Source organism: Cupriavidus sp. 05T41, assembly GCF_056396525.1.
The window spans coordinates 24218-46668 of the sequence record NZ_JBFTLQ010000016.1; the positions used below are offsets into that span (position 1 = coordinate 24218).

Below are 22451 nucleotides of genomic sequence, written 5' to 3' on the forward strand. Positions count from 1 at the left end.
ATGCAAATCATGGTTGTGCCGCGGCGACGGCGAGGTCTGTTAGCTGGCGCACACACAGCGCGCCCCCGGCGCTCAGGACGCCACGCGCGGCTCCGGCACGCAGACCAGCACCGCGGCGCTCTCGGGCTGGCCGGCCCATTCGCGCCACTGTCCGCGCTGGAATGGCTTGTCGCGACCGGCCAGGCGCGCGGCAATCACTTCGAGCCAGTGGTGGGTGGGCGCCGCCACGCCGGCGACCGGCACGCCGAGCATCACTGCCATCAGGAGCGCGGCCGCCAGCGCGGGGGCGGAGCGCCGCGGGCGCACGCTCCACAGGATGAAGGACAGGCTCACGGCAAAGCCGATGGCGAGTCCGCTGGCGACTTCGGAATCGGAATGCGCCTCGAGCTTCAGGCGCGACACGCCCACGAGCAGCGCCAGCAGGATGCCAAAGCAGGATGCGACGAGTGCAAGGCGGGGATAGCGTGCCGACACCACCAGGTACAGCAGCACCGGCAGCACCGAGGCCGCCATCATGCTATGCCCGGAGAAGCCGGTGAAATTCAGCGCTTCGCAGCCGATGCCCCAGCCCATGAATGCCAGCTTCGAAGCCAGCACGAGCGCTGCCCCGAGGCCGAATGCCAGCAGCCAGCGGCGGGCGCTGGCGTAGGCCCCGGCATAAAGCAGCCAGACCGTGATCAGCACCGCGCAGGGCAGCAGCAGGGAGGTTTCGCCAAAGCGTGAGATGAAATGCCAGTGCATCGAGGTGGCCGTCGTCAGGTATCGGAACGCGAGAAAAGTATCACAGTTGTGGGGCAGCCCCGTCTACGGCGGCCCCTGCCGCCCTCATCCTTGCCCGTTCCGGGCAGCGATTCCTGCCCTGCCTCATCCCAGCCAGAAGCATGAAACGGCCAGGGTGGTCCATGGCGCGGCGCCCTGTGCGTCGCGCCGCGGCGAAGCGCGCATTGGGCTGGCGGGTTTCGGCGCGCCGCGGCGGCGTGCGCATTTGCCAAGTGGCAGATGCTGCTTATGGTCGATACAGCTGCCGCCAGGCTTTCGCTATCGTCGGAGAGTGGTCTGCCCGAGCGGAATCGCGCAGGCCACTTAGAGTCCGCATGGTCCCCCGGTCGGCGGACTCTTTTTTTTGCTTGGTGCCGGCGCGCCGGGCATATCGTGCTGGCCACCGGGCGCAAGGCAAAAGAAAAAGCCACGGCGTGCCGCCTGTACCGGCCGGCTCGACCGTGGCCCTAAAGTTCTGGCGCAGCACGCGCTGCGGCCGAACTACGCGTGCGCGCATGCCGCACCGACAGGCATGCGCACCGGATCGCTCCGGTCCCCCGAACACGCGCTCGTCGCTCCCTCCGTTATTTCGGTCCGCGCCGATCCTGCCTGCCGCGCGCCCCGCAAGGGCGCATCGCGCAGGACACCGCCCGAGGGCGGCGGCGGCTCAGTTGTCCGCCGGAACCTGTAGAGGCTCACCTAACGGCTCGCCCGCTACCATCACGCAGTATTCATGGCGGGCGAGCAGCCCGGCTCGCACGGCCGCCACCTGCCTGCGCGCTTCCTGCTCGCCGGCAAAGGTTGCCGCGGCGATTGCCGCGGCCTCGCAGGCATAGCGCCGGCCGTGCAGCTCGCCGCGGTACAGCAGCGGCTCGTCGCGCCCGGTGGTCAGTCTGATCTCGTAGCAGCATGCCCACTTGCCCCGGCCTTCCGGCACGGCAAAGCCACGCACGACCAGGATATCCAGCCCGTTTTCCATATGACCCCCTCTGCAGTGCGCGTCGGCCGGATTGACATTGGCTGTCTCGGCTTCGTTGTGCGCGCGTCTCCAGCATAGGAGGCCGGGCCTGCTGGCGCATCATCCCCTTGCCGTAGACCCACCTGAACCGATGGGGGAAGAAGGCTGCTGCAGGGCGAAAGCCCGGCGCGGGAAGCACTGGCCGCCGGCGCGCACCAGCGCCACGGCGGCTCGGGTCTGCTCGGGCGAGGCAGGCACCGCCAGGCATCCGCTGGCGCCGAGGTGCGCCGCGTGGCCGGCCAGGATGGCGTCAGGCGCCTCGCACATGACCAGCCAGCGCCGCGGCGCCAGCCGGGTGCTGAGCGCTTCGAGCAGTTCGAAGGGATCGGCGTCCGTGCCGCTGCAATCGAGCAGTGCAAAATCGATGGGGCCGCGCGGCAAGTCCGCGGGTGCCGCCTCCAGCAGCCATTCGGGGGTCTGGGACAGGACCGGGGCGATCGCTGACAGCTCGCGAAGCTGACGCAGCACGCCCCGGCGCAGCATCATGTTGTGGGCAAGCAGAAGCGTTGTCATCGGCGCGGGTGACAGCGGGTTGGCAGGATCCGCGCGCCGGGACCGGCTGGCCGCGCGAAGGCACTTGTTGGCGTTGCTGCAGATCAGGGTAGCAAGTACGACAATACGCCGCCTCGTGCTTTCGGATGAGGCAGCGTACTGAAGAAGATGGAGCCGCTAACGCAATCGGCCGCCCGGGCCCACCATGGGCTCCGGGGCGGGACAATCCCTCATGCAGCCTGGCAGATGCTGATCAGTTCGACCGACTGCGGGCCCACACCGCGCAAGGTGGTGGCGGCCGGTGCCGGACCGGGCCAGCTCAGCTTGGCGCCGCGCTGGAGTGCCACGTAAACCGCCTCACCCTTGTTACGCACCTGGAGCCGCTGGTACAAGGTGCAGGCATGGGTCTTGGCGGTCGCCACCGAGATATTCAGCAGCCGGCTGACGGTCTTGATGGGATATCCGCGCGCCAGCAGCGCCAGCACTTCATATTGGCGCTCGGTGATATTGAGCAGGTGCGAGCCGGCCGAGGGCGTCTCCGGTTCGGACTCGGCGGGGCCGGCATGCTGCGTCGGCCGTGCCGGGTACGGGTGGCCGTCGTCCGTCAGCGGCGCGCCGCCAAACCGGTGCACGGTATTCGGGGTCGGGGCCGCCTGCGCGGTGCCCCAGTGTGCGGCGTGCTCGCTGGCGCGGGCGGCCTGGGCACGGGCAGGGAAGCATTCGCCGTCCGCGAGCACGAGCCGGATGGCCGCGTCGAGCATATCGGCGCTGCATGCCTTGGACAGCAGGCCGCGCACGTTGCCGGGGATCTCGCCGGCATGGGGCGGGGCGCAGACCTCGTCCGCCAGCACCAGCACGCGGCGCGGCATCAGCGACCTGCAGGCTTGTTCCAGCTCCTGCCAATGCGTGGCCGGATCCGCGGACAAGCCGTAGATCATCAGGTCTGCGTGGCACAGCCATTCGGCCGGATAGGGCAAGGATCCTGGGTCGATATCGACCAGATCGCCGTGGAGTCCCGCTTGCGTCAGCAAATGGCGCAGACCCAGGCGCAGGAGTGGATGAGGCTCGATCAAGAGGATGGTGGCCATGGCCGCTCTCTTTCTTATTGCTGCATGGCGAGTCCCGCGACAACCCGCGCATGCTGTTGGAAAAGCCCACTATGCTGTGGTTGCATTTCCATACGATCCGGCTTGACTCCCGGTCGCCGCCGCTGCCCCCGTCCGGGTTTCGCTGCGCGCCTGACCATCCCTTGGAATCGTGTCGAACCGCCCCGTTTTGCGTTGTTCTTACGCTTTCGTTGCTTCTTCGATGCCTCTTAAAACAGAGTTAAAAAATACTAACTCTGGTCTGAGCATATGCACTGCAACACGCGATTGCAAGTGAGGGTTACACGGGTCCGCACTACGGGTCGAGGTCACGGCGACTGTCGAATCGGAGAACGTTTACGCGCTTCCATTGCGGTTTTCGGGATATTCCGCGTTATAATTATCGGCATTACATTTCACTATGCATTTGCCTCCGGATGCATTTAGTGGCTGTTTAAGTGCCTTATGAATCAACACCTTAGCATCACAATCGGGCCGTGCGATGCAGCCCGCTAAAACACCCAGTCTGACACTCACACGCAGCCAGTTTGCCGCGGTACGCGCCTACGTCCAGGGCATGCCTGCGGCGATGGTGGCCGATCGCTATCTATCCGACGACGCCGATGACGATCCCGGCGGGGAGTCCGCGCTGCGCGTATTGCTGGGCTTGCGCGACCGGATGGTGCAGCTCGCCCACCTGCATAGCAGGCCGGATCTGGCCGAATTGCTGGAAATGGGTCCAGGACGCTCCAATCGCGGCATGGACCGCCGCGTGGAGGCGCTGGCCGAGCTCGAGCGCCTGGGTACGGCGCGCCCGCGCGCCGACCATGGCATCGAGCTGTGGTTTTCTCCTGCGCTGGCGCGGCGGCTGCGCGCCCAGAAAATATCCAACCTGCATATCCTGGTCGAACTTGCCAACCGGCATGGCAACGCATGGTGGCGCTCCGTGCCGCGCATTGGCTCGCTTGCCGGTGGGGCCATCAATCGCTGGCTGGCGGAGCACAGGGATATCGTCCGGGACGAGCATGGTGCGCCGCTGCTGCGCGAACACGTGGGCGCGCGCGGCCGCCTGGGCGAGGCCGTGCTGGCACCGGGCCTGCGGCAGCTCGTGCCATTCGAACTGATGCGGTGTCCAGAGATAACGCCCGGCGCATCAAGTGACGCAAAGGCATCTTTTCCGGAAGATCTGTCCGCGGTGAGAGCTTGGCTCGCGGCAAATGAAGCGCAGCAGAGTACCTGGCTGGCATATCGGAAGGAAGCCGAGCGTCTCCTGCTCTGGTCGGTCACGGAGCGCCGCAAGACGCTGGCTATGCTGGATGGCCAGGACAGGCTCGATTACCTTGCCTTCTTGCGCAAGCCTGTGCCCGAGCGCCTCTGGGTGGGTCCGCGCGCGCCGAGGGATTCGGTCGCATGGCGGCCGTTTACCGGCCCGCTATCGGATAGCAGTGTTCTGCATGCCTCGCGCATCCTGGGCGCGTTGTTCGAATGGCTGCAACTGCAGGGCCATGTGGCATCGCATGTCTGGCAAGCGGAAACACAGGCGCAATTGCGGTTGCCGCGCGCCGCCCGGCGACCGCCGGGAACACAGTTCGATCGGGATTCGCTGGCACGCTTCCTCGCATGGCTGACAACGCAGGGGCAGGCCGAGGATGGCCGGCGCTATCGAGCCGCCGAGGCTGCCGTGCGCGTATTGCAGGCGTTGCCGATCGGATTCTCCGATCTGGCCGAATTCAAACGCGAGCAGCTTGGTACGCTTGGAGAGTCCGACGGAGATTTTGCGCAGGAGGGTCTGGACGATCCGGCCCGCGCGGCGCTGGCACGACACTGGCAAGACCGGGGGCTGGACTGGGAGGGCCAGGCCGGGCGACCCGTGGCCCTGGTCGGGCCGCCACGCTTGCCGCCTACCGGGCGCGCACAGCGCAAGGCCGATAGCTCGCCGGGCGCCGGATACTCGGTGCGCGGACTGCATGCGCTGCTGAGCCAGGCGATCGAGCGTTATCGGGCGGAGGTGGATGGGGAATTCGCGGCGCGCTCGCCGCGCGATCTTGCCGGACGGAGGACGCGGATGCGGCCCCAACCTTCTGGTGAAGCTACCGCGCCTGAGTGAGTGAATGCGGTGGGCGGCGCCGCACGGGACGCCGCGTCCTGGCTTGCAAGGCGGACGGCCAGGCTGAGCGCGCGTTGCTGGCCGCCGTGGTTCGTGTTGTCAGCCCGCCTTCTTGTCGAGGCCGAAACGTACCTTGAGTGCATCGACAAGGGCTTCGCGCGTCGCGCTGTCGCCGACCTGCACGTCGAGCATCACGCGGCCGGAATCCCACTCCTTTATGGTGCCCAGTAACTGGCCGCCGTCGCTGCGAATCTTGTATTGGCGGCTGATCTCCTTGACCTTGCGCGACTTGCCTTCCTGGGCATGCTTGCGGATGGCCTCGACTTCCCGGCTCGACAAGCCCTCCACCATGATGCGCGCGGCGAGGTCACGGGTCCGGTCCTCGCCAACGATCTTGCAGTAGAGCGTCAGTTCGTAGCCGGTGGCGATGCCGATGGCAGCGGGCCGTTCACGCATGACGCCCAGCACGGATTCCGGCAGGCGCAGCAGTGCCAGTGTCTTGTTGACGGTGCCCGCGGACATACCCGTCAATTCACATATATCTTCCTCTTTCTGGACTTTCCCTTCATCCAGCAGCTGGCGCCAGGCGATGGCGTTATCCAGCGCCGACTGGTCGGAGCGCTGCTCGTTGAGCAGAAAGGAAAGGCGGTAGAAGTCGAGATCGCTGAGGTCGCTCTCGATGAAGCATTCCATCTCGAGCTTGCCCGCCGAGGCCAGCGCGCGTTTGCGGTAGTGTCCATCGACCAGGATGTAATGCCCCGGGCGCGCCGGATCGGGCGTGGCCAGGCCTGGCGTTTTCTGCCCGTGCGTGGCGATGGATGCCGCCCGCTCCTGGACCACGACCGGGTCGTAGATACGACGGGCATTAAACGGATTGTCGTGGAGTTGCGCCAGCGGGACCTTCATCAGGATGCGTCCGCCCTCCTCCTCCGGCTCACTTTCAGCGCTGAAAATCGGGCTCGGTTCGCGCGAGCGTGCCTGGAGCAATCCGTTCGGGTGCTGGGAAATCGCGGCTTCGGCGCGCGCAAAGCGGTCGAGGGCATCGCCGCGTGTTTTCTCGGCAGCCATCCCCGCCAGCATGCCCGCCTTCAGGCTCTTCAGTTTTGTAGCCATTCTTATTGCTCAATCAAAGACAATACCTCGTCGACCATCATGTCGACTTCCTGCACCGACTCGCGTGCTCCAACCACACCATGCACCGTGCAGCCAATCGCCTGACATTCGCGGAATGCCGAGCGCGAGCCGATCATTGCATTCATCAGCGGAACCTCCGCGTCATCGCCGAGGATCTCGATCGCCTGCCGCGCAATCGAGACGCGCCGCTGCACCATGTTTGCCATTACCCGAATCCGCAGGGTTTCGTTCTGTACCTGCGCGTGCTGGGCCAGCGTCTTGGCGGCCACTGCCGCCCAGAGGTCCGGCGGGGAGGGCACTACGGGAATGATGGCCAGATCCGAAATCAGCAAGGCACTCGACGGCGCGGCCGAATGCACCGCCGGCGGGCAATCCACCACGATGTAGTCATAGTCCTGGACGAACTTGCGGACCTCCCTGTGCATTGCGCCCCCCGAAGGCGCCAGACCGATCACTGAAGCGGGAAAAGGACGTTCATCGCTGGCCTGTGCCGCCCAGCGCGTCGCGGTGCCCTGCTCGTCCATATCCACGAGCATGGAGCGTGCACCGCGCAGGCCAAGCGTGCCGGCGAGATGCATGCTGACCGTGGTCTTTCCGCACCCGCCCTTTTGATTGAAGACCGTGATGATTTTAGCTGGCACTTGCGACCTCTCTTTCAGCGCTGAAAGCGCACGATTATCTCTAGGCGCAACTTTAGTCAAAGTGACGTGCGGGCTCAACTGTTTTTTGATTTTATATTTTTTACATAAAATTAGCGAAAACATTTCGTGTTATGGAAATGAAAGATTTTCGCTTGAAATGCGGCATGGAATCCGCCTACAGTAGGCATAGTGCGTCTTTCGCCGCACATGACACAACTAGACAAACTGGTTATGATGCCCGCTACAGTCGAGTCAAGTCGTGTCAACCTCGTCGCATCCGTTCGGTAACTACGAGAATTTAGCGTGCTTGAGCGGTTGTTAGCGTTGTTTGCGTTGTGTACAAGAACTTGCTTCGAAAGGAAATTCACATGGCAACCGGTACGGTCAAATGGTTCAATGAGACCAAAGGCTTTGGCTTCATTACCCCGGACGACGGCGGTGCGGATCTGTTCGCGCACTTCTCCGAAATCCAGGGTTCGGGTTTCAAGACGCTCAAGGATGGTCAGCGCGTCACGTTCGAAGTGAAGCAGGGTCCGAAGGGCTTGCAGGCATCCGCCATCAAGCCGGCCTGATCTCACGAATCACGCCGAACTCGCCGGCCGAGCCGGGACCCCATCGGTCCCGGTCCGGCCAGCAAAGCAAAAGGCAAGCGTTCCACGCTTGCCTTTTGTCTTTTCTGCAATCCCAAGCGAGGCAAGACGCCCACATCGTTCCCGGACGGCAAGGAGCCCGGTAACGCATGCCGCGCGCACTGTCCTGAAAGCAAAAACCCGCTGGGCTAGCCAGCGGGCGGATCGTGCGACAAGCCGGATCTCAGGCCAGCTTGCGAACGCTGGTGCGCGAGGGCTGCAGGATCAGTGCCTTGGACGAGTCTGCATCCACCTTGGCACCCGGATACACCACCAGCACATCCTTGAGTGCCTTGCGGAACAGTGCGCGGAACTTGCGCTCGCTTTCCGTCTCGGTGCCGAACTGCATCTGCAGCGCTTCCCATGGGATCTCGGTGCGGCGCTGGATGGTGAAGAAACGATACGTCAGCCAGGAGTAAACATCGAGCGCAAAAGGCGACTGCTTGAGCGCCTTCAGCGCCCGCATGTCCACTGGCACAGGCCGGTTAACCAGCTCGTTGAAGAAGGGCTCGGACAGCACCACGAAACTCTCGAACATCGAGCCCTGCCCGGGCTGCATCGGATCCCACCAGGTCGACAACTGATCTGCCAGCAGGTACCCGACCCGGTCAATGGACAGCGGTTCGTGATTTGGGTTCTGGTTCTGGCTCGGCGTGGACTTGTTCTGGACGATCGCAATGGTGGCGGAGAACAGACGGATCATCTGCTGGCGCACCAGGGTCATGGTGCCGCGCTTGCCACCCGTGGCCATCGGGATGCCCAGGTTGTACATGAATTCGGAAAGCGAGTTGCCCAGCGAAATGCGGCGATCCTCGACCGTGCCCGTAAACTCCCCTCGCTTCTTCTTGGCCATGATTTCCTTGCCAATCCAGGCAAGCATCAGGCGCGGGTAAGACCCGTAGGGATAGCCGAGCGACACCGTCTCGGACACCAGTTTCTGGCGACCGTTGCTCGCCTTCTCGGATCGCTGCTGCGTGAAGTAACCAGGCTGGATCATCAGGGAAATATTCCCGCTGGTCCGTGTCCACACCGGCGGCGCACCTTTCGGCGCCCGATAAGGCAGGGTCACTTGTACGCTGGCGCGGCTAAGGAAGCCGACTTCGCCACTTTGCCATGCATCTTCCCGTTCCATGGCCTGGGCTTCGTCGAACAGGCGCTGGAATTTCTCGGACGGAACCAGACTGTTCTCGTCGCCGGGAACGATGATGCGGGACGGCTCACGGTCCATGTTGGCCGGATCGTGAGATCCCAGGATGGTCTGGGTGCGTTTGATGGGCATATTGGCGGGCTTCGGAATACACGACTTTTTACGCGAAGCAAACCGCCTTGTCACGCAGAAACAGGTTCGGTAGGCGAATTTCCTGTCCTGCCGCGGGTTTTGGGTCAGGTGGGTCTCATGACTGGTAGCAGGGTGGTCTGCGGTGGGCAACCCGGCAGGGTTGTCCACGGAAGGCCAGCACTGAGCTACCAGTAAACGATAAGCGTATGGGTTAACTACTCGTAAACCGTATACGTAGCCCCCAAGCCACTGATTCGTATACGGAAAAAGCCCCCTTCCGAACCCGATTCTGCGTGAAACCGTACTCGATTCTGCGAAGTGCTGTACCAGATTCTGCGGTATACCGAACCCGTTTCAGCGTAAAGCGCGAACCGGATTCTGCGGGGATAACTCCCTGTTCTCACAGGCTTTTCCACAGCCGGACCGCGCCAAAGCGTACCCGTTTCTGCGGGTCAAGTGCGGTATACGCTCCGTGCCGAGGTAAACAAGGGGTCGTACCGGAGTTATCCCCGCAGAAACGGGTACGCATCCCACTCCCCGACTGCCCTTTTCACCCCGCACCGTACCCAATTCTGCGTCAATCGGGGCGGCGGCGTTCCAAATGCGTACCCAATTCTGCGTGAGCACTTCGAAGCCCGGTTTCGGTCGTGCCAGCGTACCCGTTTCTGCGGCGTACCCAATTCTGCGAAACATCCACCAGGGCCGCTCCGAACTCCGAAGCGTACCCGTTTCTGCGTCACCGCAAGGCGATCATTCGGCGCTGGGCGTACCCGTTTCTGCGTGTATCTGACGCCCTGAAATTCAAGCCGGAAATTTCACCTCTATTATACACAAGGTTCTCAGTAAAAGCGAGCGCTTGCACTCGGAATTATCCAGGCTGCCAAAGGGTATACGTCGGCGTACCCGTTTCTGCGGGACGCTGGAGATGCTGGTGATGAGGGGTGGTCAGCGATCAGGGATATACAAGCGAGTGGCGTACCCGTTTCTGCGAGGCGGGCGCCGGACTACGCGCTTAGCGGGGCGTACCCGATTCTGCGTGGAGCAGGGGATTCGTTGTCGCGACAGGAAACCGGCCAGCCGTGCGGCCGGCCATCAGGCTTGAGGATGGCTCGCGGGGTCGATGCGAGCGGTAAATTCGCCCGAAAACGGGCGGCAGCGTACCCGTTTCTGCGTACGGGCCAGGCGCCCAGCTGGCGGGGAATTGCGTGAGGCGTACCCGTTTCTGCGTTGCACCAATACATCAGCAGGGCGATCTTGGATGCGGTCAGGAGGCCGCAGGCGTATTCGGTGCGCGCCAGGCAGAGCAAAGCGTACCCGTTTCTGCGCTGCAATATGGCTGCGGTGTGGAGCGAACCAGGGCCTGGACGGCTCAGTCCAGGCCCTGGCTGCGTGTCGATTTCAAGCTCAGCGTACCCGTTTCTGCGGACGTTCAAAAGGCGCTGCGCCCGAAGCCCGGGCGTGCGTGGCCCGGCCGGTGCGGCCAAAGCGTACCCGTTTCTGCGCGCTTGTCATCTCGCCGAAGACATGGCTCGCCTGGCCTGTGCGTACCCATTTCTGCGGGCCCGGCGTGTCTTCCGGTGGCTAAGGGCTCAGGCGTGGCTGGACAAGCGGTGCGGCTGCTTTCGGGCGTAGCGAGGCGGGTCGACGGGGCGCAGGCCGCGGGCATGTCGCCACCGTCCGCTTGCGGGCCCCGGCAGGACGAAAAAAAAACCCCGCCTCGAGAGGCGGGGTTTTCTTGACTGGGCGCACCCCAGGAGGGGTGCCAGTCTTACTGCTTACAGCGGCGTGATGTTCGCAGCTTGCAGGCCCTTCGGGCCGTTCTTGACTTCGAACGACACGCGTTGGTTTTCCTGCAGCGACTTGAAACCGTCGGCGCGGATTTCAGAGAAGTGCGCGAAGAGATCGTCACCGCCTGCGTCCGGCTTGATGAAACCGAAGCCCTTGGCGTCGTTGAACCATTTAACGATACCGGTTTGCATGGTATTGCTTTTCCTGACAAAAATTTAAAAAGAAACGGATAGCTCACGCATATCCAGCAAAGCAACTCAAGGAAAGGACACCATGGACAACGGAAGTACCATGACGGTGGCTAACGAATGTGCTGTTGCCTCGTCGCTTGAATCTAGCGGGGTTTATACGGTGGATTAGCGCCAGCGTCAAGGTAGGGTGATTCTGGATGTCTGTCCGGATCCACCGCCAAGCATCGCGGGATCATCACATATTTCGTATGCCACACATTCTCCACCGGCTCTGCCGCAGGGGAGAATCTGTAAGACATTACGCCCGGCCCGGGCTGGGCCCGCCGGGGCGCGAACCCCTTTGAAACATACGCATCACAACAGAATAAGAGGAACCTCCATGCCAACGCAGGATCCCTTGCGCAATCCCCCGGCGGCGTCTGCCGGCCCTTCGCTCGTCGAGCGCGTGTTCAAGCTGAGCGAGCATCAGACCGACGTGCGCACCGAGTTGCTTGCCGGCCTGACGACCTTCCTGACGATGGCCTATATCATCTTCGTCAACCCGAGCATCCTCAGTGACGCCGGCATGCCGAAGGACGCGGTGTTCGTGGCCACCTGCGTGGCGGCGGCGATCGGCACCCTGATCATGGGCTTCTACGCCAACTATCCGATCGCCATGGCGCCGGGGATGGGGCTGAATGCCTACTTTGCCTACACCGTGGTCAAGGGCATGGGTTTTCCGTGGGAGGCCGCGCTTGGCGCGGTATTCATCTCCGGCTGTCTGTTCCTGCTGGTGACCCTGTTCCGTGTGCGCGAGCTGATCGTCAACGGCATCCCGCATTCGATCCGCATCGCCATTACCGCGGGCATCGGGCTCTTCCTTGCCATCGTGGCGCTGAAGAACGCCGGCATCGTCACGGCCAGCCCCGCCACCCTGGTCACCATCGGAGATCTTCACCAGACTCCCGCCATCCTGGCCATCGTCGGCTTCTTCGCCATCGTCGCGCTCGATCACCTCAAGGTCAAAGGCGCCATCCTGATCGGTATCCTGCTGACGACCATCCTCAGCTTCGTGGCGGGCGACAACACCTTCCATGGCGTATTTTCCGCGCCGCCTTCCATCGCCCCGACCCTGCTCAAGCTGGATATTCCCGCCGCGCTCTCGATCGGCATCATCAACGTGGTATTGGTGTTCTTCCTGGTCGAGCTGTTCGATGCCACCGGGACACTGATGGGCGTGGCCAATCGCGCCGGCCTGCTCAAGGCCGGCAAGATGGACCGTCTGAACAAGGCGCTGATGGCCGACAGCACGGCCATCATGGCCGGCTCGTTCCTGGGCACCTCGTCCACCACGGCCTATATCGAGAGCGCCTCGGGCGTCCAGGCCGGCGGCCGCACCGGACTGACGGCGGTGACCGTGGCGGTGCTGTTCCTCGCCTGCCTGTTCATCGCGCCGCTCGCCGGCACCGTGCCCGGCTACGCGACCGCGCCCGCGCTGCTTTATGTCTCCTGCCTGATGCTGCGCGAGCTGGTGGATCTCGACTGGACCGACGCCACCGAAGTCGTGCCGGCCGTGCTGACCGCGCTGGGCATGCCCTTTACCTACTCCGTTGCCAACGGCGTGGCGTTTGGCTTCATCACCTATGCCGGGCTCAAGCTGCTGACGGGCCAGGCCAGGCGCGTTCCGGTCATGGTATGGATCATCGCGGCCGTGTTCGTCTTCAAGTTCTACTACCTTCCCGGCCACTGATCCCGTGGCTGCCGTGCCCGCCAGCCGCGGGCACGGCGCTCCGCGCACGAGCCCGTGCGTACCCGTTTCTGCGTCGCTTCGCGCGCGTGCCGCCGTGGCCCCGGGCGCGGCGACCGTACCCGTTTCTGCGGGCCTGGCCAACCCCGCCCGTGTTCGTCAGGAAACGGAAGCGCGTACCCGTTTCTGCGTACGATGTAAGTGGATAATTACCTGCAATGCCAAGTCGTGTGTAGCAAGGTGCTCATACTAAAGGATGATATTGGGTTGAGCCCCCATACTGAGGGCTGGACAAACTGACCTAAATGCACTGAACTAGAGGCGTGGCAAATTGCGGGGCGCTTCGAGGGCGCCCCTTCTTGACTCCGGCGTTCCGGAGTTTGCGCCGGCTGGCGCAAAGCAACACCAGACATAACGACGGAAACAAAAGTCCCACGCCCGCAGAACGGCCAAGGACTGACCGACCAGACCATCGTCCAGATGGCTTCGCCACCACGGAAGGGAGCGCGCGGATACACGCCCGCCCCACAAGAAAGCAAATAAGAACATCAACGATAAGTGGTAATCGCGAACGTGTAGTGCCGGGGGTGTTGTTCAACGGGGATCACATCATGAATGCAGGAGAAATCCGGCGACCCGCCATGGGAACCATCAGCGAGTCCGCCAGCCTTTCCATTCATCGCGCCTGGACGGCTTTGGGAGAAGCCGCAGCCGAGACGCCACGCCGACACCGTAGCACCGGAGACGCCAATCCGGCCGCCAGCGTCGTCGAAGACTTCCTGAGCCAGGACCGCATGCTGCCGGCACATGCTCGCGCAGCGATCGAACAACTGCTGCAACGCCAGCGCTCGCTCGAAGGTGAACTTTCGCGCCAGCGCAGCCTGCTGCAGGAATGGATTCTCAGCCAGCTCACCTACAAGACGCTCTACTACCGATACTCCGGCCAGTCTCCCGACGCGCCCCGCAGCGAATTGCTGCGCGAGAAAGACCTGGTGCGCCGACGCATCCGCGATCAGCTCCAGGCCGGTGGCGAGCATGCCGCCATTCTCGGTGAGCAGTCCCGCAGTCTGTCCAAGCCGTAATGCCGACGTTGCGCATGGGGGAAGCCCCCCAACCGGCTCAGCTCGACCGCACCCATGGCCCGCATCGAAGCGAGGCCGCGGTGCAAGCCGGAATCATCAAGATGCTCAACGGCAGGGAGAACGCTATGGACCGACTGTGCAAGGTGGCGACACGCACCGCACAGGTGCTGGTCGTGTCGCGCCACGAACCCTATGGATTCGATCCGGCCCAGTTCGGGTCTGGCTGGGAGATTCGCCATATCCAGCAGATCCGCGACCTGAGCCGCGTGGTACGAGGCAGCGCGCCGATGGCAGGCGTGCTCGACCTCGAGAACGAGTACAGCGATGCCGAGCTGGCGCAGCTCGAGCAAAGCCTGCAGTACCTGCACGTGATGTGGGTGGCGATCACCTCGTCGCGCATGCTCGAAGACGAGCGCGTGCGCCGGCTGATCCGCGATTACTGCGTCGATTATGTGCGCACGCCGTTCTCGTTCAGCGAACTGCTTTACACCCTCAAGCACGCCCACGGCATGGCCTGCCTGCACGGCGCGCGCAGCCACGAACTGATCGGCCACGGCCCGATGATCGGCGAGTGCGCGGCCATGCGCGCCATGTTCCGCTCGCTGGCCAAGGTGGCGCACAACGAGGCGCCCGTCTTTATCTCGGGCGAATCGGGCACCGGCAAGGAGCTCGCCGCGCAAGCCGTGCACGAGGCGTCGAGCCGGCGCAAGGGCCCGTTCGTGGCGATCAACTGCGGCGCGATCCCGCCGCACCTCGTGCAATCCGAGCTGTTCGGCTACGAGAAAGGCGCCTTCACTGGCGCCAACCAGCGCAAGATCGGCTGGATCGAGCAGGCCCAGGGCGGCACGCTGTTTCTCGATGAGATCGGCGACCTCCCGCTGGAAAGCCAGGTTGCCCTGCTGCGCTTCCTTCAGCAAGGCACCATCACCCGGCTCGGGGGCCACCAGTCGATTCCGTTGGACCTGCGCATCATCTCGGCCACGCACGTGGACCTGGTCGCCGCGCAGTCGGACGGACGCTTCCGTTCCGACCTGTTCCACCGGCTATGCGTGCTGACCTTGTCGATCCCGCCCCTGCGCGAGCGCGGCGAGGACATCCTGCTGCTGGCCAACGCCGTGCTCGCCGAGCATGGACACGAGGCGCACCGGCGTATCCGTGGCTTCTCGCCATGTTCCACGCAGGCGATGATGCAGTACGAATGGCCGGGCAATGTGCGCGAGCTGATCAACCGGGTGCGACGCGCCATCGTGATGACGGACAACCGCAAGATCACCGCGGAAGACCTGCAGCTGCACGGCGGCACGGATGCCCCGCGCAAGACGCTGGATGCCATCCGCGAGGAAGCCGAGCGCGAGGCGATCCGCACCGTGATGGCCAGTCACGGCTTCCACGTGGTACCGGCCGCGCGCGAGCTCAACGTGTCGCGGGTCACGCTCTACCGGCTGATGCACAAGCACAATATCCGCATCGAGGCGCGCCCGGGAGCAGGCGAATAGCGCTCGTCAGGCGGCATTGAAAAAAGCGGGCTGCGGCCCGCTTTTCTTATCCGCTCCCCGGCACCCCCTAGAACGTATAGGGAAAGCGCAGCGACACCGTGTAGTTCGGCGCGTCCGGCGTCAGGCCGATGCCGAACGCGGTGCTGACCGACAGGCCCTTGGTGATGACGTGGTTGAAGCCGAACGTCATCGTCGCCACATTGGCGCGGCTGCCGATCACGGTCTGCGTCACGCCCGACGTGGTGACCTGCGTGCTGCCCGAGAAGGCCGCATTGAACGCCAGCGACATCGACGTGCGGTCGTTGAGCGCGAGCGCCAGGCCGCCGCCGAAGCCGATGGTGTCGCCCAGCTTCACGTCGGCCGGCGTGACCTGGCCCTGCACCGACGAGATATCGCTCACCGAGCGCTTGATGTTGTAGGTGTAGCTCGCATTGGCGAACAGCACCACCGGGTCGTAGGTCTTGAGCACCGACAGGCCGGCGGTGACCGCCCACACGCCGTTGCCCGTGGGCAACTGGTCGGCGATATTGAGGTTGTTGTTGTTCCGGTCGGCCGACACCAGCTTGATGCCGAACGGTGTGCGCCCGGTTGGCGCGCGCACGCGCACGCTGCCCACCACGTCCGGCGCCGCGCCGCTCTCGCGCAGGAACTGGTAGTACACGCCCATGCTGACGTCGGCCAGCGCGGTGGTGCTGAGCGTGGCGTCCGACAGGCTCGAGGCCGAGCCCCCCGCGCCGCCCGAGATGAAGTTGGTACTGCGGTAGGTCACCGGCACGTCGAAATCCATCGACAGGCGGTCGGTCAGGCCGTAGCGCGCGATGGTGTCGTAGGTGAGCGTGTGCGACTTGGTCTGGTTCAGGTTGATGGTGCCGAGGAAGATCGCATCGAGCGCGAGAAAGCCTGACAGCGACAGCGCTCGCCGGTCGTAATAGCTGTAGACGAAACCGCTGTCGATGGTCAGGCGCCGCTCGAACAAAGGCGCATGCTCGGTCTGGTAGACCAGGTCCTTGCTTTGTACGCGCGCCTGCTGCTGCGTCTCGCGCGCATCGGAGCCCACCACCTGCGCGCTCGTGCCGCTTGCGCCGATTGCGGTGCCGCCCGCGGACGTGGATGGAGTCGCCTCCTGTGCCAAGGAGGGAACACCGGCAGCGGCCATGGCGCTGCTGGCGTTCCCGTCGGCACTGCTCCCCGTTCCCCCCGCTACCCCTCGCCCGCGCGCCCCGACCATTTCCAGGTCGTTCAGGCGCTGCTCGAGAGCCTTGATGGTCTGTTCCTGTTTCTCGACCAGTTCTGTCAGTCGTTCGATCCGCTCGTCCGCGCTCGGCTGCCGGGCGCCAACCTGCGCGTACGCAGCCGCGGAGAGCAGGGTACCCGCGACGGTACCCAGCACAGCGAATTCGGTCTTCATCTTTCCCCCCGGAAATCTGAATGCGCGTGAAGCGGGTGCGCCAGCCCTAGGCATGCAGCGATTATCGTCGCATCGATGCGATTGCCGCTAGTGCGTCGCGCATGCTGGATTGCGTCAGTTGCCAGATCGTCAATTGCTGCACCTGCAGCGTGATATTGGTGAGGTTGAGCACCTGTTGCGCGTCGCCCGTGATGCGCGCGGTCTGCATCAGGCTGCCGCTTTGCGCGTTCTGGGTGGCGCTCCCCGCCGCCGACTGGATCGCCACCGATATCCCGCCGCCAGGGTTGACCGTGGCGCTGGCCGTCATGCCGTTGGCCTGCGCCTGCTGCGGCAGGGTACCGTTGCCAGCCGCAGGCGACTGCGCGACGATGGGCGTGGTCTGCGTGGTGATGGTGCTGACGTTGCTGACCGAATTGCCATCGCCCGCGATCTGCGTCACCTGCCCGACCCCCGCCGCCTGCACCGCGGAGCTGGCCACGCCGCCATTGCCTTGCACCGTGCCGCCCGCCAGGCTTTGCACGCGTGCCGACAGGCTCGCGCTGGCCTGCGCCACGGCCGCGCCCGCCGCCAGGTTGGCCGCCGCCACGCGCGCAGTTGCCGTGGCGACCGCGTTGTCGTTCTGCCAGCGCGACACCATCTCCACCATGAAGCCGCTGACCAGGCTGGCCCCGAGGTATTTGCCGCGCACGCCCGCCAGTTCCTCGTCGGACACCAGCTCGGCCATCACCGGCGCGCCGACGATGTCGCCGACGTCGTCGGCGGCCGAAGCCGCGCGCGTCGGCGCCGCGGCCATCGCCATGCCGGCGGAGCAAGTCAGGCAGAAGAGGCGCAGCGCGGTGTCCATGTCAGAAGTAATCCATCCGGATCAGGCCGAAATCCAGCGCCGCCGGCACCATCCCCCCGGCCAGGGCGGCGTTGGTCCGGTCGCGCAGGGCCGGCGCGGCGAAGTCCAGCAGCGGCGAGTTCGGATCGAACGGCCGGCCGACGATGGCGAACACCAGCCCGTTCCAGTTGGCCGCGAAATCTTCTTCCTTGATGATGCGGTTGCCAAGCGCCGGATCGGCAACGAACACGCGTCCGTCGATCGCCCTGCGTACCACCACGAAGTGCAGGTAGCCGTTGACGTCGAGCAAGGTGATGACCGGGATCTTGAGTTGCCGCAGCGCGCTGTAGTCCACGCGGAAGCCCCGTCCGCGCAGCCCCAGCGTCTCCACGTAGTTGCGCATGTCGAGCATGGAGAAACCGTTTTTGACGACGGTATCGGCATCCGAGATGCGCAGCATGTCTTCCACGATCTTCGGCTCGGCCAGGTCGAGGCCGTAACCGTAGCGCAACAGCGTGCCTACCGCCGCCGCGCCGCAACTGAAGTCGAGCTGCTGGCGCATCATGTTCTGATAGCGCATTTCCAGCATGCTCTTGACCGGCTTCCTGAGCATCGGCTGGCCATCGAGGTTGATGGTCATCGTGCTCTGCCCGCTGGCGCCGAACGCCGCCGACAGCAACAGGCATGCCCCGGCCACGCGAAATAACGCGCGCATCTTGCTACCTCCCTCGGGCTGGATGAGCCGGTCCCCCCCGTGCCCGGCTCTCCCTCCACTGCTTTTTACTGCGTACCGCGGTGCCTTGCGGCGTACTGCTCCACTCAGCGCGTCGCCGTGGAGATGGCGAGCCCGTTGCTCTGCGCGTTGCCCGCGCCGGCAGCGATATTGACGCCGATATTGCCCACTGCGTTGGCCAGGGCGCCGCCGGCGAGGTTGGCGGCATTGTTCGGCTTGCAGCCGCACATCGACAGATCGTTGCCGTAGGTGGCCTGGTCGTTCGACGCGGTCGCCTTGGCCAGCACGCCGACCGGTTGCCCGCCCCGGCCGGTGTAGCCGCTGCCGGTATTGACCGAGGCCGCCAGCGCGTTGCTCTGCAGGTTGCCGGCGCCGGCAGCGATATTCACGCCGACATTGCCCTTGGCCCCGGCGAGCATATTGTCCGCCATGGTGGCGCTGTTGGCCGCGCCGACCATATGCACGCCATTGCCGGCGGTCTTCTGGCTGGAGAACACCTGCGCGGAGGCGAACACATCCGATGCATCGATGCTCGCCAGCGCAGCCTGGTTGGACTGGCCGTTACCCGCGCCGGCGGCAATGTTCACGCCGATATTGCCCTGCGCGTTGAAGAGCGCGTTGCCGCCGCCGAACGCGGTGTTGCTGGACGAGCCCATGCGCACGTTGTTGTCACGGGCGCTTTGCTGGCTGTTGACCACCGCGCCCGACTCGGACTTGAACTTGATATCCCCCCAGGCAAAGCCGAAGCCGCGCACATAGATGTCGTTGCTGATGGCAGTCTGGTTGAAGATGTCGGCGTCGTCGGGGCGATCGAAATAGCTGAATCCACCTGCAAATGCGCTGGTAGACAGCGCCATCATCGCTGCGATGGCGAGGATTTTCGTTTTCATGATTTTCTCCTTCCCTTTTTAGAAAAAAGTGCCCGCCGGGGGACGGAGCACAAATACGTTGGATGAGACATTCCCCGATCCGGCCGTCTGGTTCAGCTGCACCAGGCCCGTCGCGTTGCGGTAGGCATCCGGCTGGATGACTGCCTCGCGGGGTCCTGAGGCGTGGCCCGCTGAACCCGGGCGACTCCCTCCGGCCGATTCGGCGGCCAGCAAGCCGTCCGAGATGGCCTCGATCCTTACCGCGGCGGACGGTGCCAGTACCGCCGCATTGCCCTGCAGATTGCCGTTGCCGCTGGCCACGTTTGCCGAGAGCAGCCCGCTGCCGCTGGCGAAGGCGCCGTTGCCGATGCGGCTGACGGCACCGGCCGCGGGTGCAACCGCGGCGGCGCGCTGCACCGACAGCACTTCCGCGGCACCGGTGCCGATCGCGGCCTGGTTGGTCTGCGCATTGCCGATGCCGGCGGCCACGTTGACGGCGGCGCGCCCGCTCGCACCGGCAAGCGCGCCCGGATCGATGCCGGCGCTGTCCACGCCCGGGACCTGCGCATGGCCCTGCGCGCAACCCAGCGCCAGCGCGGCGCAGACGATGACCGGAGCCCGTGTCATGGATGGGCTCCTGCAGCAAGCGGCGCCAGTCCGCGCAACAAGGCGCCGCTCATGTTTCCGGTAGCCTGCGCCACTTGTCCCGCGATACCGCCCGTGGCGCCTGCCGTGCCGCTGCCCGTGGCCAGGCCCTGCAACTGGCCTGGCTGGCCGGCGAGCAGGCCGGCCACGGCCTGGCCGGCGCCAGGCACGGCGCGGCCGGCGGTGCTGCGACCCACCGCGGCAGCGAGATCGCTGTCGGTCAGGTCGCTCACCACGGCGGCGGCGGATTGTTCGAAGCGTTTGGACGGAAACGGCTCGACAGCGGCAGCTATCGGCATGTCCCCCGACGGTATGCCGCGATAGGCAATGCGCGGCTCGACGCTGCGCAGTACGACGATATCGCCTGGTTCTGCAAGCGCGCAGATGGGAGCAAAGGCGGCGACAAAAGCTGCAAGACCGATGGCGCAGGTCGCGCCAGCCGATAAGAGCGCCTTCGTGCCGTCATTCGTGCAGGCGGCTGACGCATGGCAGAACTCACTCCCGCGTTGTAGGACTCGTCGCGTCATTTTTTTATGTCTCCCTGCCGGTGAGAGAGCGACAAGCGTGCCAATCCCCGCAAAACCAGCACTGGCGCCGGCTCTCGGGTGGTATACGGCCACGCGCGGAAGTTCCCCGCGGAGGCGGGAACATTTTGGTTGCAGCGCTGAAACGCGCGTTTGCGGCCGTGGCTGGCGGGCGCTGCCCGCCAGCGGCTGCACGGCTTTGCTGCATCAGGCGCCGGGCCTGCCATGGCGTGGCCCGGAAGGCCGCCCGGCTTTGGTTGCAGCGTTGTAACAGGCCATTCCATGGCCAACTGGTCTGACCGCGGCCGCAACGTTCACGCAGAAACGGGTACGCCGCGCGCTTGCAGTGGGGCGCAGGAAGTGGCGCAGGACGTGGCGCGGACGCACGAAGGCGGGCGCAATCGCTGGTGTATCAAGGCGCCGCGCAATGCGCCGGAGCGCGGGCCGTGCGGCCCGCCTAGCGTGCCGGCAAGGTGCCGGCCTGGGCGGCCGCTTCGCTGGAGATCGGCTTCGGGCCTGGCTGGCTGCGCTCGCAGCCCGTGGCGGCGAGCAGGCCGAACGCCAGCAGGACAGCGATGCCAAGCCAGCGCGTGGTGATCCGGTTCATGGTGCCTCCTTGTGACAGGGAAACAGCCTCGGTGCTGGAGGAAGACTGGGCGGACGGCGGCCTGCGCGACGGCGAGCCGCCCGCCTTCCAGTCTAGCCTCTGGCCGCCCGCCCGCGGCTTGGGCAAAGCGCGCAGGCGGCTGTATCATGGACTTTCGGACGCATAACAAGAACGGGAGAGCCTCACTGGAGTCTCATCATGTTGCGCTATGCCGCGCTCTTCTTCGTGATCGCCGTGGTCGCCGCGCTGTTCGGCTTTGGCGGCGTCTCCGCCGGAGCGGCCCAGGTCGCCAAGCTCTTGTTCATCGTCTTCCTCGTGCTGTTCATGGTCTCGCTCATCTGGGGCCTGCGCAAGGAGCGCTAGCCGTGCTCGTGCAGCTTTCGCCGCCAAACCTCCGGACCCCAGCGTGAATCCCGCCGACACCCCTCGCCGCCCCCTGGACCCGAAGACCCCCAGGCCCCGCCCGGGCCACTGGTTGCCGGACCGCCACACCGCCGCGCGTACCGCCAGCGTGGTGCTGGCCGCGATCCGCTCGTGGCTGGCCCATCGCGCCGCCAGCAAAGGCGCGGCGCTCTCGTTCTATATGCTGTTCTCGATGGCACCGATCCTGGTGCTGGTGATTTCCATCGCCGGCATCTTCTTTGGCGCGGAAGCCGCGCGTGGCGAGATCTTCGCCCAGATCGACGACCTCGTCGGCGCGCAGGGCGCGGCCGCCATCCAGCAGATCCTGGCGGCCACGCACCGGGCCGGTGGCAGCGGCCTGGCCACTGCCATCGCCACCGGCATCCTGTTCGTCGGCGCCACCAGCGCCTTCGCCGAGCTCAAGGGCAGCCTGGACGAGATCTGGGCCGCGCCGGTGCCGCAAGGCGCGGGCTGGCAGCAATTGCTGCGCGCGCGGCTGTTGTCGTTCAGCCTGGTGCTGGTGCTTGCCTTCATGCTGCTGGTATCGCTGATCGTCAACGCCGCGCTGGCCGTGGTGGAACGCTTCTGGGGGCAGATGTGGACACAGTCGTGGTTCGCGCCGGTGGCCGACGTGCTCTCCACCGCGTTTTCCTTCGCCGTGGTCACCCTGCTGTTCGCGGTCATCTTCAAGATGCTGCCCAATGCGCGCATCGCCTGGCGCGACGTGATCATGGGCGCGATCATCACTGCGCTGCTGTTCTCGATGGGAAAGCGGCTGATCGGCCTCTATCTCGGCAACAGCGCGGTGGCGACCTCCTACGGTGCTGCCGGTTCGGTGGTGGCGCTGATGTTATGGGTGTACTACTCGGCGCAAATTTTCTTCTTCGGGGCCGAGCTTACGCGCCAGTACGCCCTGCAGTTCGGCAGCTTGCGGGGGCAAAACGCCGCCTCGCCACCCGATCAGCACGCCGCTGGCCCCGCGAACCGGTAAAATACCGCCCGATTCCCTTCGT

22 protein-coding genes are annotated in these 22451 nt (G+C 64.9%); 7 read left to right on the forward strand and 15 right to left on the reverse strand.

The annotated features are described in order from the left end of the window. Positions 1–72: 72 nt before the first annotated feature. The 4 genes from AC1DKV_RS12240 to AC1DKV_RS12255 form a co-directional block, all read right to left on the reverse strand. Entirely contained in the window at positions 73–741 is a 669-nt protein-coding gene (locus AC1DKV_RS12240; RefSeq protein ID WP_441611787.1) for a phosphatase PAP2 family protein, read from the reverse strand. Positions 742–1426: 685 nt separating this feature from the next. Next, the gene (locus tag AC1DKV_RS12245) at positions 1427–1738 is read right to left on the reverse strand and encodes a hypothetical protein (protein ID WP_441611788.1); all 312 of its coding nucleotides are present in this window, start codon (positions 1736–1738) and stop codon (positions 1427–1429) included. Positions 1739–1837: 99 nt separating this feature from the next. Beyond that, entirely contained in the window at positions 1838–2290 is a 453-nt protein-coding gene (locus tag AC1DKV_RS12250) for a DNA-binding response regulator (RefSeq protein ID WP_441611789.1), read from the reverse strand. Positions 2291–2499: 209 nt separating this feature from the next. Beyond that, on the reverse strand, positions 2500–3357 hold the full coding sequence (locus AC1DKV_RS12255; RefSeq protein WP_441611790.1) for a helix-turn-helix transcriptional regulator: 858 nt from the start codon (positions 3355–3357) through the stop codon (positions 2500–2502). A 499-nt stretch (positions 3358–3856) separates the two neighbouring features. Here AC1DKV_RS12255 and AC1DKV_RS12260 point away from each other — a divergent pair, with 499 nt between their 5' ends. Beyond that, positions 3857–5461 (forward strand): phage integrase family protein, encoded by a 1605-nt coding sequence (locus tag AC1DKV_RS12260; protein WP_441611791.1) that lies wholly within the window; start codon positions 3857–3859, stop codon positions 5459–5461. A gap of 99 nt (positions 5462–5560) precedes the next feature. Here the strand turns inward: AC1DKV_RS12260 and AC1DKV_RS12265 are convergent, their stop codons facing one another. Both AC1DKV_RS12265 and AC1DKV_RS12270 read right to left on the reverse strand, forming a co-directional pair. After that, entirely contained in the window at positions 5561–6574 is a 1014-nt protein-coding gene (locus tag AC1DKV_RS12265; protein ID WP_441611792.1) for a ParB/RepB/Spo0J family partition protein, read from the reverse strand. Between the two features lie 2 nt (positions 6575–6576). After that, positions 6577–7236 (reverse strand): AAA family ATPase, encoded by a 660-nt coding sequence (locus AC1DKV_RS12270; RefSeq protein WP_441612254.1) that lies wholly within the window; start codon positions 7234–7236, stop codon positions 6577–6579. A gap of 368 nt (positions 7237–7604) precedes the next feature. On the opposite strand from AC1DKV_RS12270, the gene AC1DKV_RS12275 reads away from it, so the two are divergent. Next, positions 7605–7808 (forward strand): cold-shock protein, encoded by a 204-nt coding sequence (locus AC1DKV_RS12275; protein ID WP_006159056.1) that lies wholly within the window; start codon positions 7605–7607, stop codon positions 7806–7808. 241 nt (positions 7809–8049) lie between these two features. On the opposite strand, the gene AC1DKV_RS12280 is transcribed toward AC1DKV_RS12275, so the two are convergent. Next, positions 8050–9093, reverse strand: a complete 1044-nt coding sequence (locus tag AC1DKV_RS12280) for a replication protein RepA (RefSeq protein ID WP_441643134.1) — start codon at positions 9091–9093, stop codon at positions 8050–8052. Between the two features lie 1826 nt (positions 9094–10919). After that, positions 10920–11123, reverse strand: coding sequence for a cold-shock protein (locus AC1DKV_RS12285; protein WP_017228340.1), 204 nt, complete (start codon positions 11121–11123; stop codon positions 10920–10922). Between the two features lie 379 nt (positions 11124–11502). Here AC1DKV_RS12285 and AC1DKV_RS12290 point away from each other — a divergent pair, with 379 nt between their 5' ends. The 3 genes from AC1DKV_RS12290 to AC1DKV_RS12300 all read left to right on the forward strand — a co-directional run bounded on the left by AC1DKV_RS12290 (position 11503) and on the right by AC1DKV_RS12300 (position 15427). Further along, entirely contained in the window at positions 11503–12852 is a 1350-nt protein-coding gene (locus tag AC1DKV_RS12290; protein WP_441611793.1) for an NCS2 family permease, read from the forward strand. Between the two features lie 638 nt (positions 12853–13490). Then, positions 13491–13931, forward strand: a complete 441-nt coding sequence (locus AC1DKV_RS12295; protein ID WP_441611794.1) for a hypothetical protein — start codon at positions 13491–13493, stop codon at positions 13929–13931. A gap of 125 nt (positions 13932–14056) precedes the next feature. Continuing rightward, complete coding sequence (locus tag AC1DKV_RS12300; protein WP_441611795.1) at positions 14057–15427, forward strand: sigma 54-interacting transcriptional regulator; 1371 nt, start codon at positions 14057–14059, stop codon at positions 15425–15427. 67 nt (positions 15428–15494) lie between these two features. Here the strand turns inward: AC1DKV_RS12300 and AC1DKV_RS12305 are convergent, their stop codons facing one another. The 7 genes from AC1DKV_RS12305 to AC1DKV_RS12335 all read right to left on the reverse strand — a co-directional run bounded on the left by AC1DKV_RS12305 (position 15495) and on the right by AC1DKV_RS12335 (position 21036). Next, on the reverse strand, positions 15495–16835 hold the full coding sequence (locus AC1DKV_RS12305) for a transporter (protein WP_441611796.1): 1341 nt from the start codon (positions 16833–16835) through the stop codon (positions 15495–15497). Between the two features lie 61 nt (positions 16836–16896). Beyond that, positions 16897–17679: a hypothetical protein gene (locus AC1DKV_RS12310; RefSeq protein ID WP_477137614.1), complete on the reverse strand. Its 783-nt coding sequence runs from the start codon at positions 17677–17679 to the stop codon at positions 16897–16899. Position 17680: 1 nt separating this feature from the next. Further along, complete coding sequence (locus AC1DKV_RS12315; protein WP_441643111.1) at positions 17681–18373, reverse strand: C39 family peptidase; 693 nt, start codon at positions 18371–18373, stop codon at positions 17681–17683. A gap of 104 nt (positions 18374–18477) precedes the next feature. After that, positions 18478–19281 carry a hypothetical protein gene (locus AC1DKV_RS12320; protein WP_441611799.1) on the reverse strand — a complete coding sequence of 268 codons (804 nt, stop codon included), beginning with the start codon at positions 19279–19281 and terminating at the stop codon, positions 18478–18480. 18 nt (positions 19282–19299) lie between these two features. After that, a complete protein-coding gene (locus AC1DKV_RS12325) occupies positions 19300–19887 on the reverse strand; it encodes a hypothetical protein (protein ID WP_441611800.1) in 588 nt (195 codons plus the stop codon). Next, positions 19884–20204, reverse strand: coding sequence for a hypothetical protein (locus AC1DKV_RS12330; protein WP_441611801.1), 321 nt, complete (start codon positions 20202–20204; stop codon positions 19884–19886). The genes AC1DKV_RS12325 and AC1DKV_RS12330 overlap by 4 nt, the downstream gene beginning before the upstream one ends. Before the next feature lie 682 nt (positions 20205–20886). Continuing rightward, entirely contained in the window at positions 20887–21036 is a 150-nt protein-coding gene (locus AC1DKV_RS12335) for a hypothetical protein (protein WP_441611802.1), read from the reverse strand. Between the two features lie 198 nt (positions 21037–21234). Here AC1DKV_RS12335 and AC1DKV_RS12340 point away from each other — a divergent pair, with 198 nt between their 5' ends. Both AC1DKV_RS12340 and AC1DKV_RS12345 read left to right on the forward strand, forming a co-directional pair. Further along, a complete protein-coding gene (locus tag AC1DKV_RS12340; protein WP_441611803.1) occupies positions 21235–21399 on the forward strand; it encodes a DUF1328 domain-containing protein in 165 nt (54 codons plus the stop codon). A gap of 43 nt (positions 21400–21442) precedes the next feature. Next, a complete protein-coding gene (locus tag AC1DKV_RS12345) occupies positions 21443–22429 on the forward strand; it encodes a YihY/virulence factor BrkB family protein (RefSeq protein ID WP_441611804.1) in 987 nt (328 codons plus the stop codon). Positions 22430–22451: the final 22 nt, after the last annotated feature.

Bases quoted from the DNA above. Each gene is read 5' to 3' on its own strand.
- AC1DKV_RS12240 (WP_441611787.1), bottom strand. From the start codon at position 741: ATGCACTGGCATTTCATCTCACGCTTTGGCGAAACCTCCCTGCTGCTG.
- AC1DKV_RS12245 (WP_441611788.1), bottom strand. From the start codon at position 1,738: ATGGAAAACGGGCTGGATATCCTGGTCGTGCGTGGCTTTGCCGTGCCG.
- AC1DKV_RS12250 (WP_441611789.1), bottom strand. From the start codon at position 2,290: ATGACAACGCTTCTGCTTGCCCACAACATGATGCTGCGCCGGGGCGTG.
- AC1DKV_RS12255 (WP_441611790.1), bottom strand. From the start codon at position 3,357: ATGGCCACCATCCTCTTGATCGAGCCTCATCCACTCCTGCGCCTGGGT.
- AC1DKV_RS12260 (WP_441611791.1), top strand. From the start codon at position 3,857: ATGCAGCCCGCTAAAACACCCAGTCTGACACTCACACGCAGCCAGTTT.
- AC1DKV_RS12265 (WP_441611792.1), bottom strand. From the start codon at position 6,574: ATGGCTACAAAACTGAAGAGCCTGAAGGCGGGCATGCTGGCGGGGATG.
- AC1DKV_RS12275 (WP_006159056.1), top strand. From the start codon at position 7,605: ATGGCAACCGGTACGGTCAAATGGTTCAATGAGACCAAAGGCTTTGGC.
- AC1DKV_RS12280 (WP_441643134.1), bottom strand. From the start codon at position 9,093: ATGGACCGTGAGCCGTCCCGCATCATCGTTCCCGGCGACGAGAACAGT.
- AC1DKV_RS12285 (WP_017228340.1), bottom strand. From the start codon at position 11,123: ATGCAAACCGGTATCGTTAAATGGTTCAACGACGCCAAGGGCTTCGGT.
- AC1DKV_RS12290 (WP_441611793.1), top strand. From the start codon at position 11,503: ATGCCAACGCAGGATCCCTTGCGCAATCCCCCGGCGGCGTCTGCCGGC.
- AC1DKV_RS12295 (WP_441611794.1), top strand. From the start codon at position 13,491: ATGGGAACCATCAGCGAGTCCGCCAGCCTTTCCATTCATCGCGCCTGG.
- AC1DKV_RS12300 (WP_441611795.1), top strand. From the start codon at position 14,057: ATGGACCGACTGTGCAAGGTGGCGACACGCACCGCACAGGTGCTGGTC.
- AC1DKV_RS12305 (WP_441611796.1), bottom strand. From the start codon at position 16,835: ATGAAGACCGAATTCGCTGTGCTGGGTACCGTCGCGGGTACCCTGCTC.
- AC1DKV_RS12310 (WP_477137614.1), bottom strand. From the start codon at position 17,679: ATGGACACCGCGCTGCGCCTCTTCTGCCTGACTTGCTCCGCCGGCATG.
- AC1DKV_RS12315 (WP_441643111.1), bottom strand. From the start codon at position 18,373: ATGCGCGCGTTATTTCGCGTGGCCGGGGCATGCCTGTTGCTGTCGGCG.
- AC1DKV_RS12320 (WP_441611799.1), bottom strand. From the start codon at position 19,281: ATGAAAACGAAAATCCTCGCCATCGCAGCGATGATGGCGCTGTCTACC.
- AC1DKV_RS12325 (WP_441611800.1), bottom strand. From the start codon at position 19,887: ATGACACGGGCTCCGGTCATCGTCTGCGCCGCGCTGGCGCTGGGTTGC.
- AC1DKV_RS12330 (WP_441611801.1), bottom strand. From the start codon at position 20,204: ATGCCGATAGCTGCCGCTGTCGAGCCGTTTCCGTCCAAACGCTTCGAA.
- AC1DKV_RS12335 (WP_441611802.1), bottom strand. From the start codon at position 21,036: ATGAACCGGATCACCACGCGCTGGCTTGGCATCGCTGTCCTGCTGGCG.
- AC1DKV_RS12340 (WP_441611803.1), top strand. From the start codon at position 21,235: ATGTTGCGCTATGCCGCGCTCTTCTTCGTGATCGCCGTGGTCGCCGCG.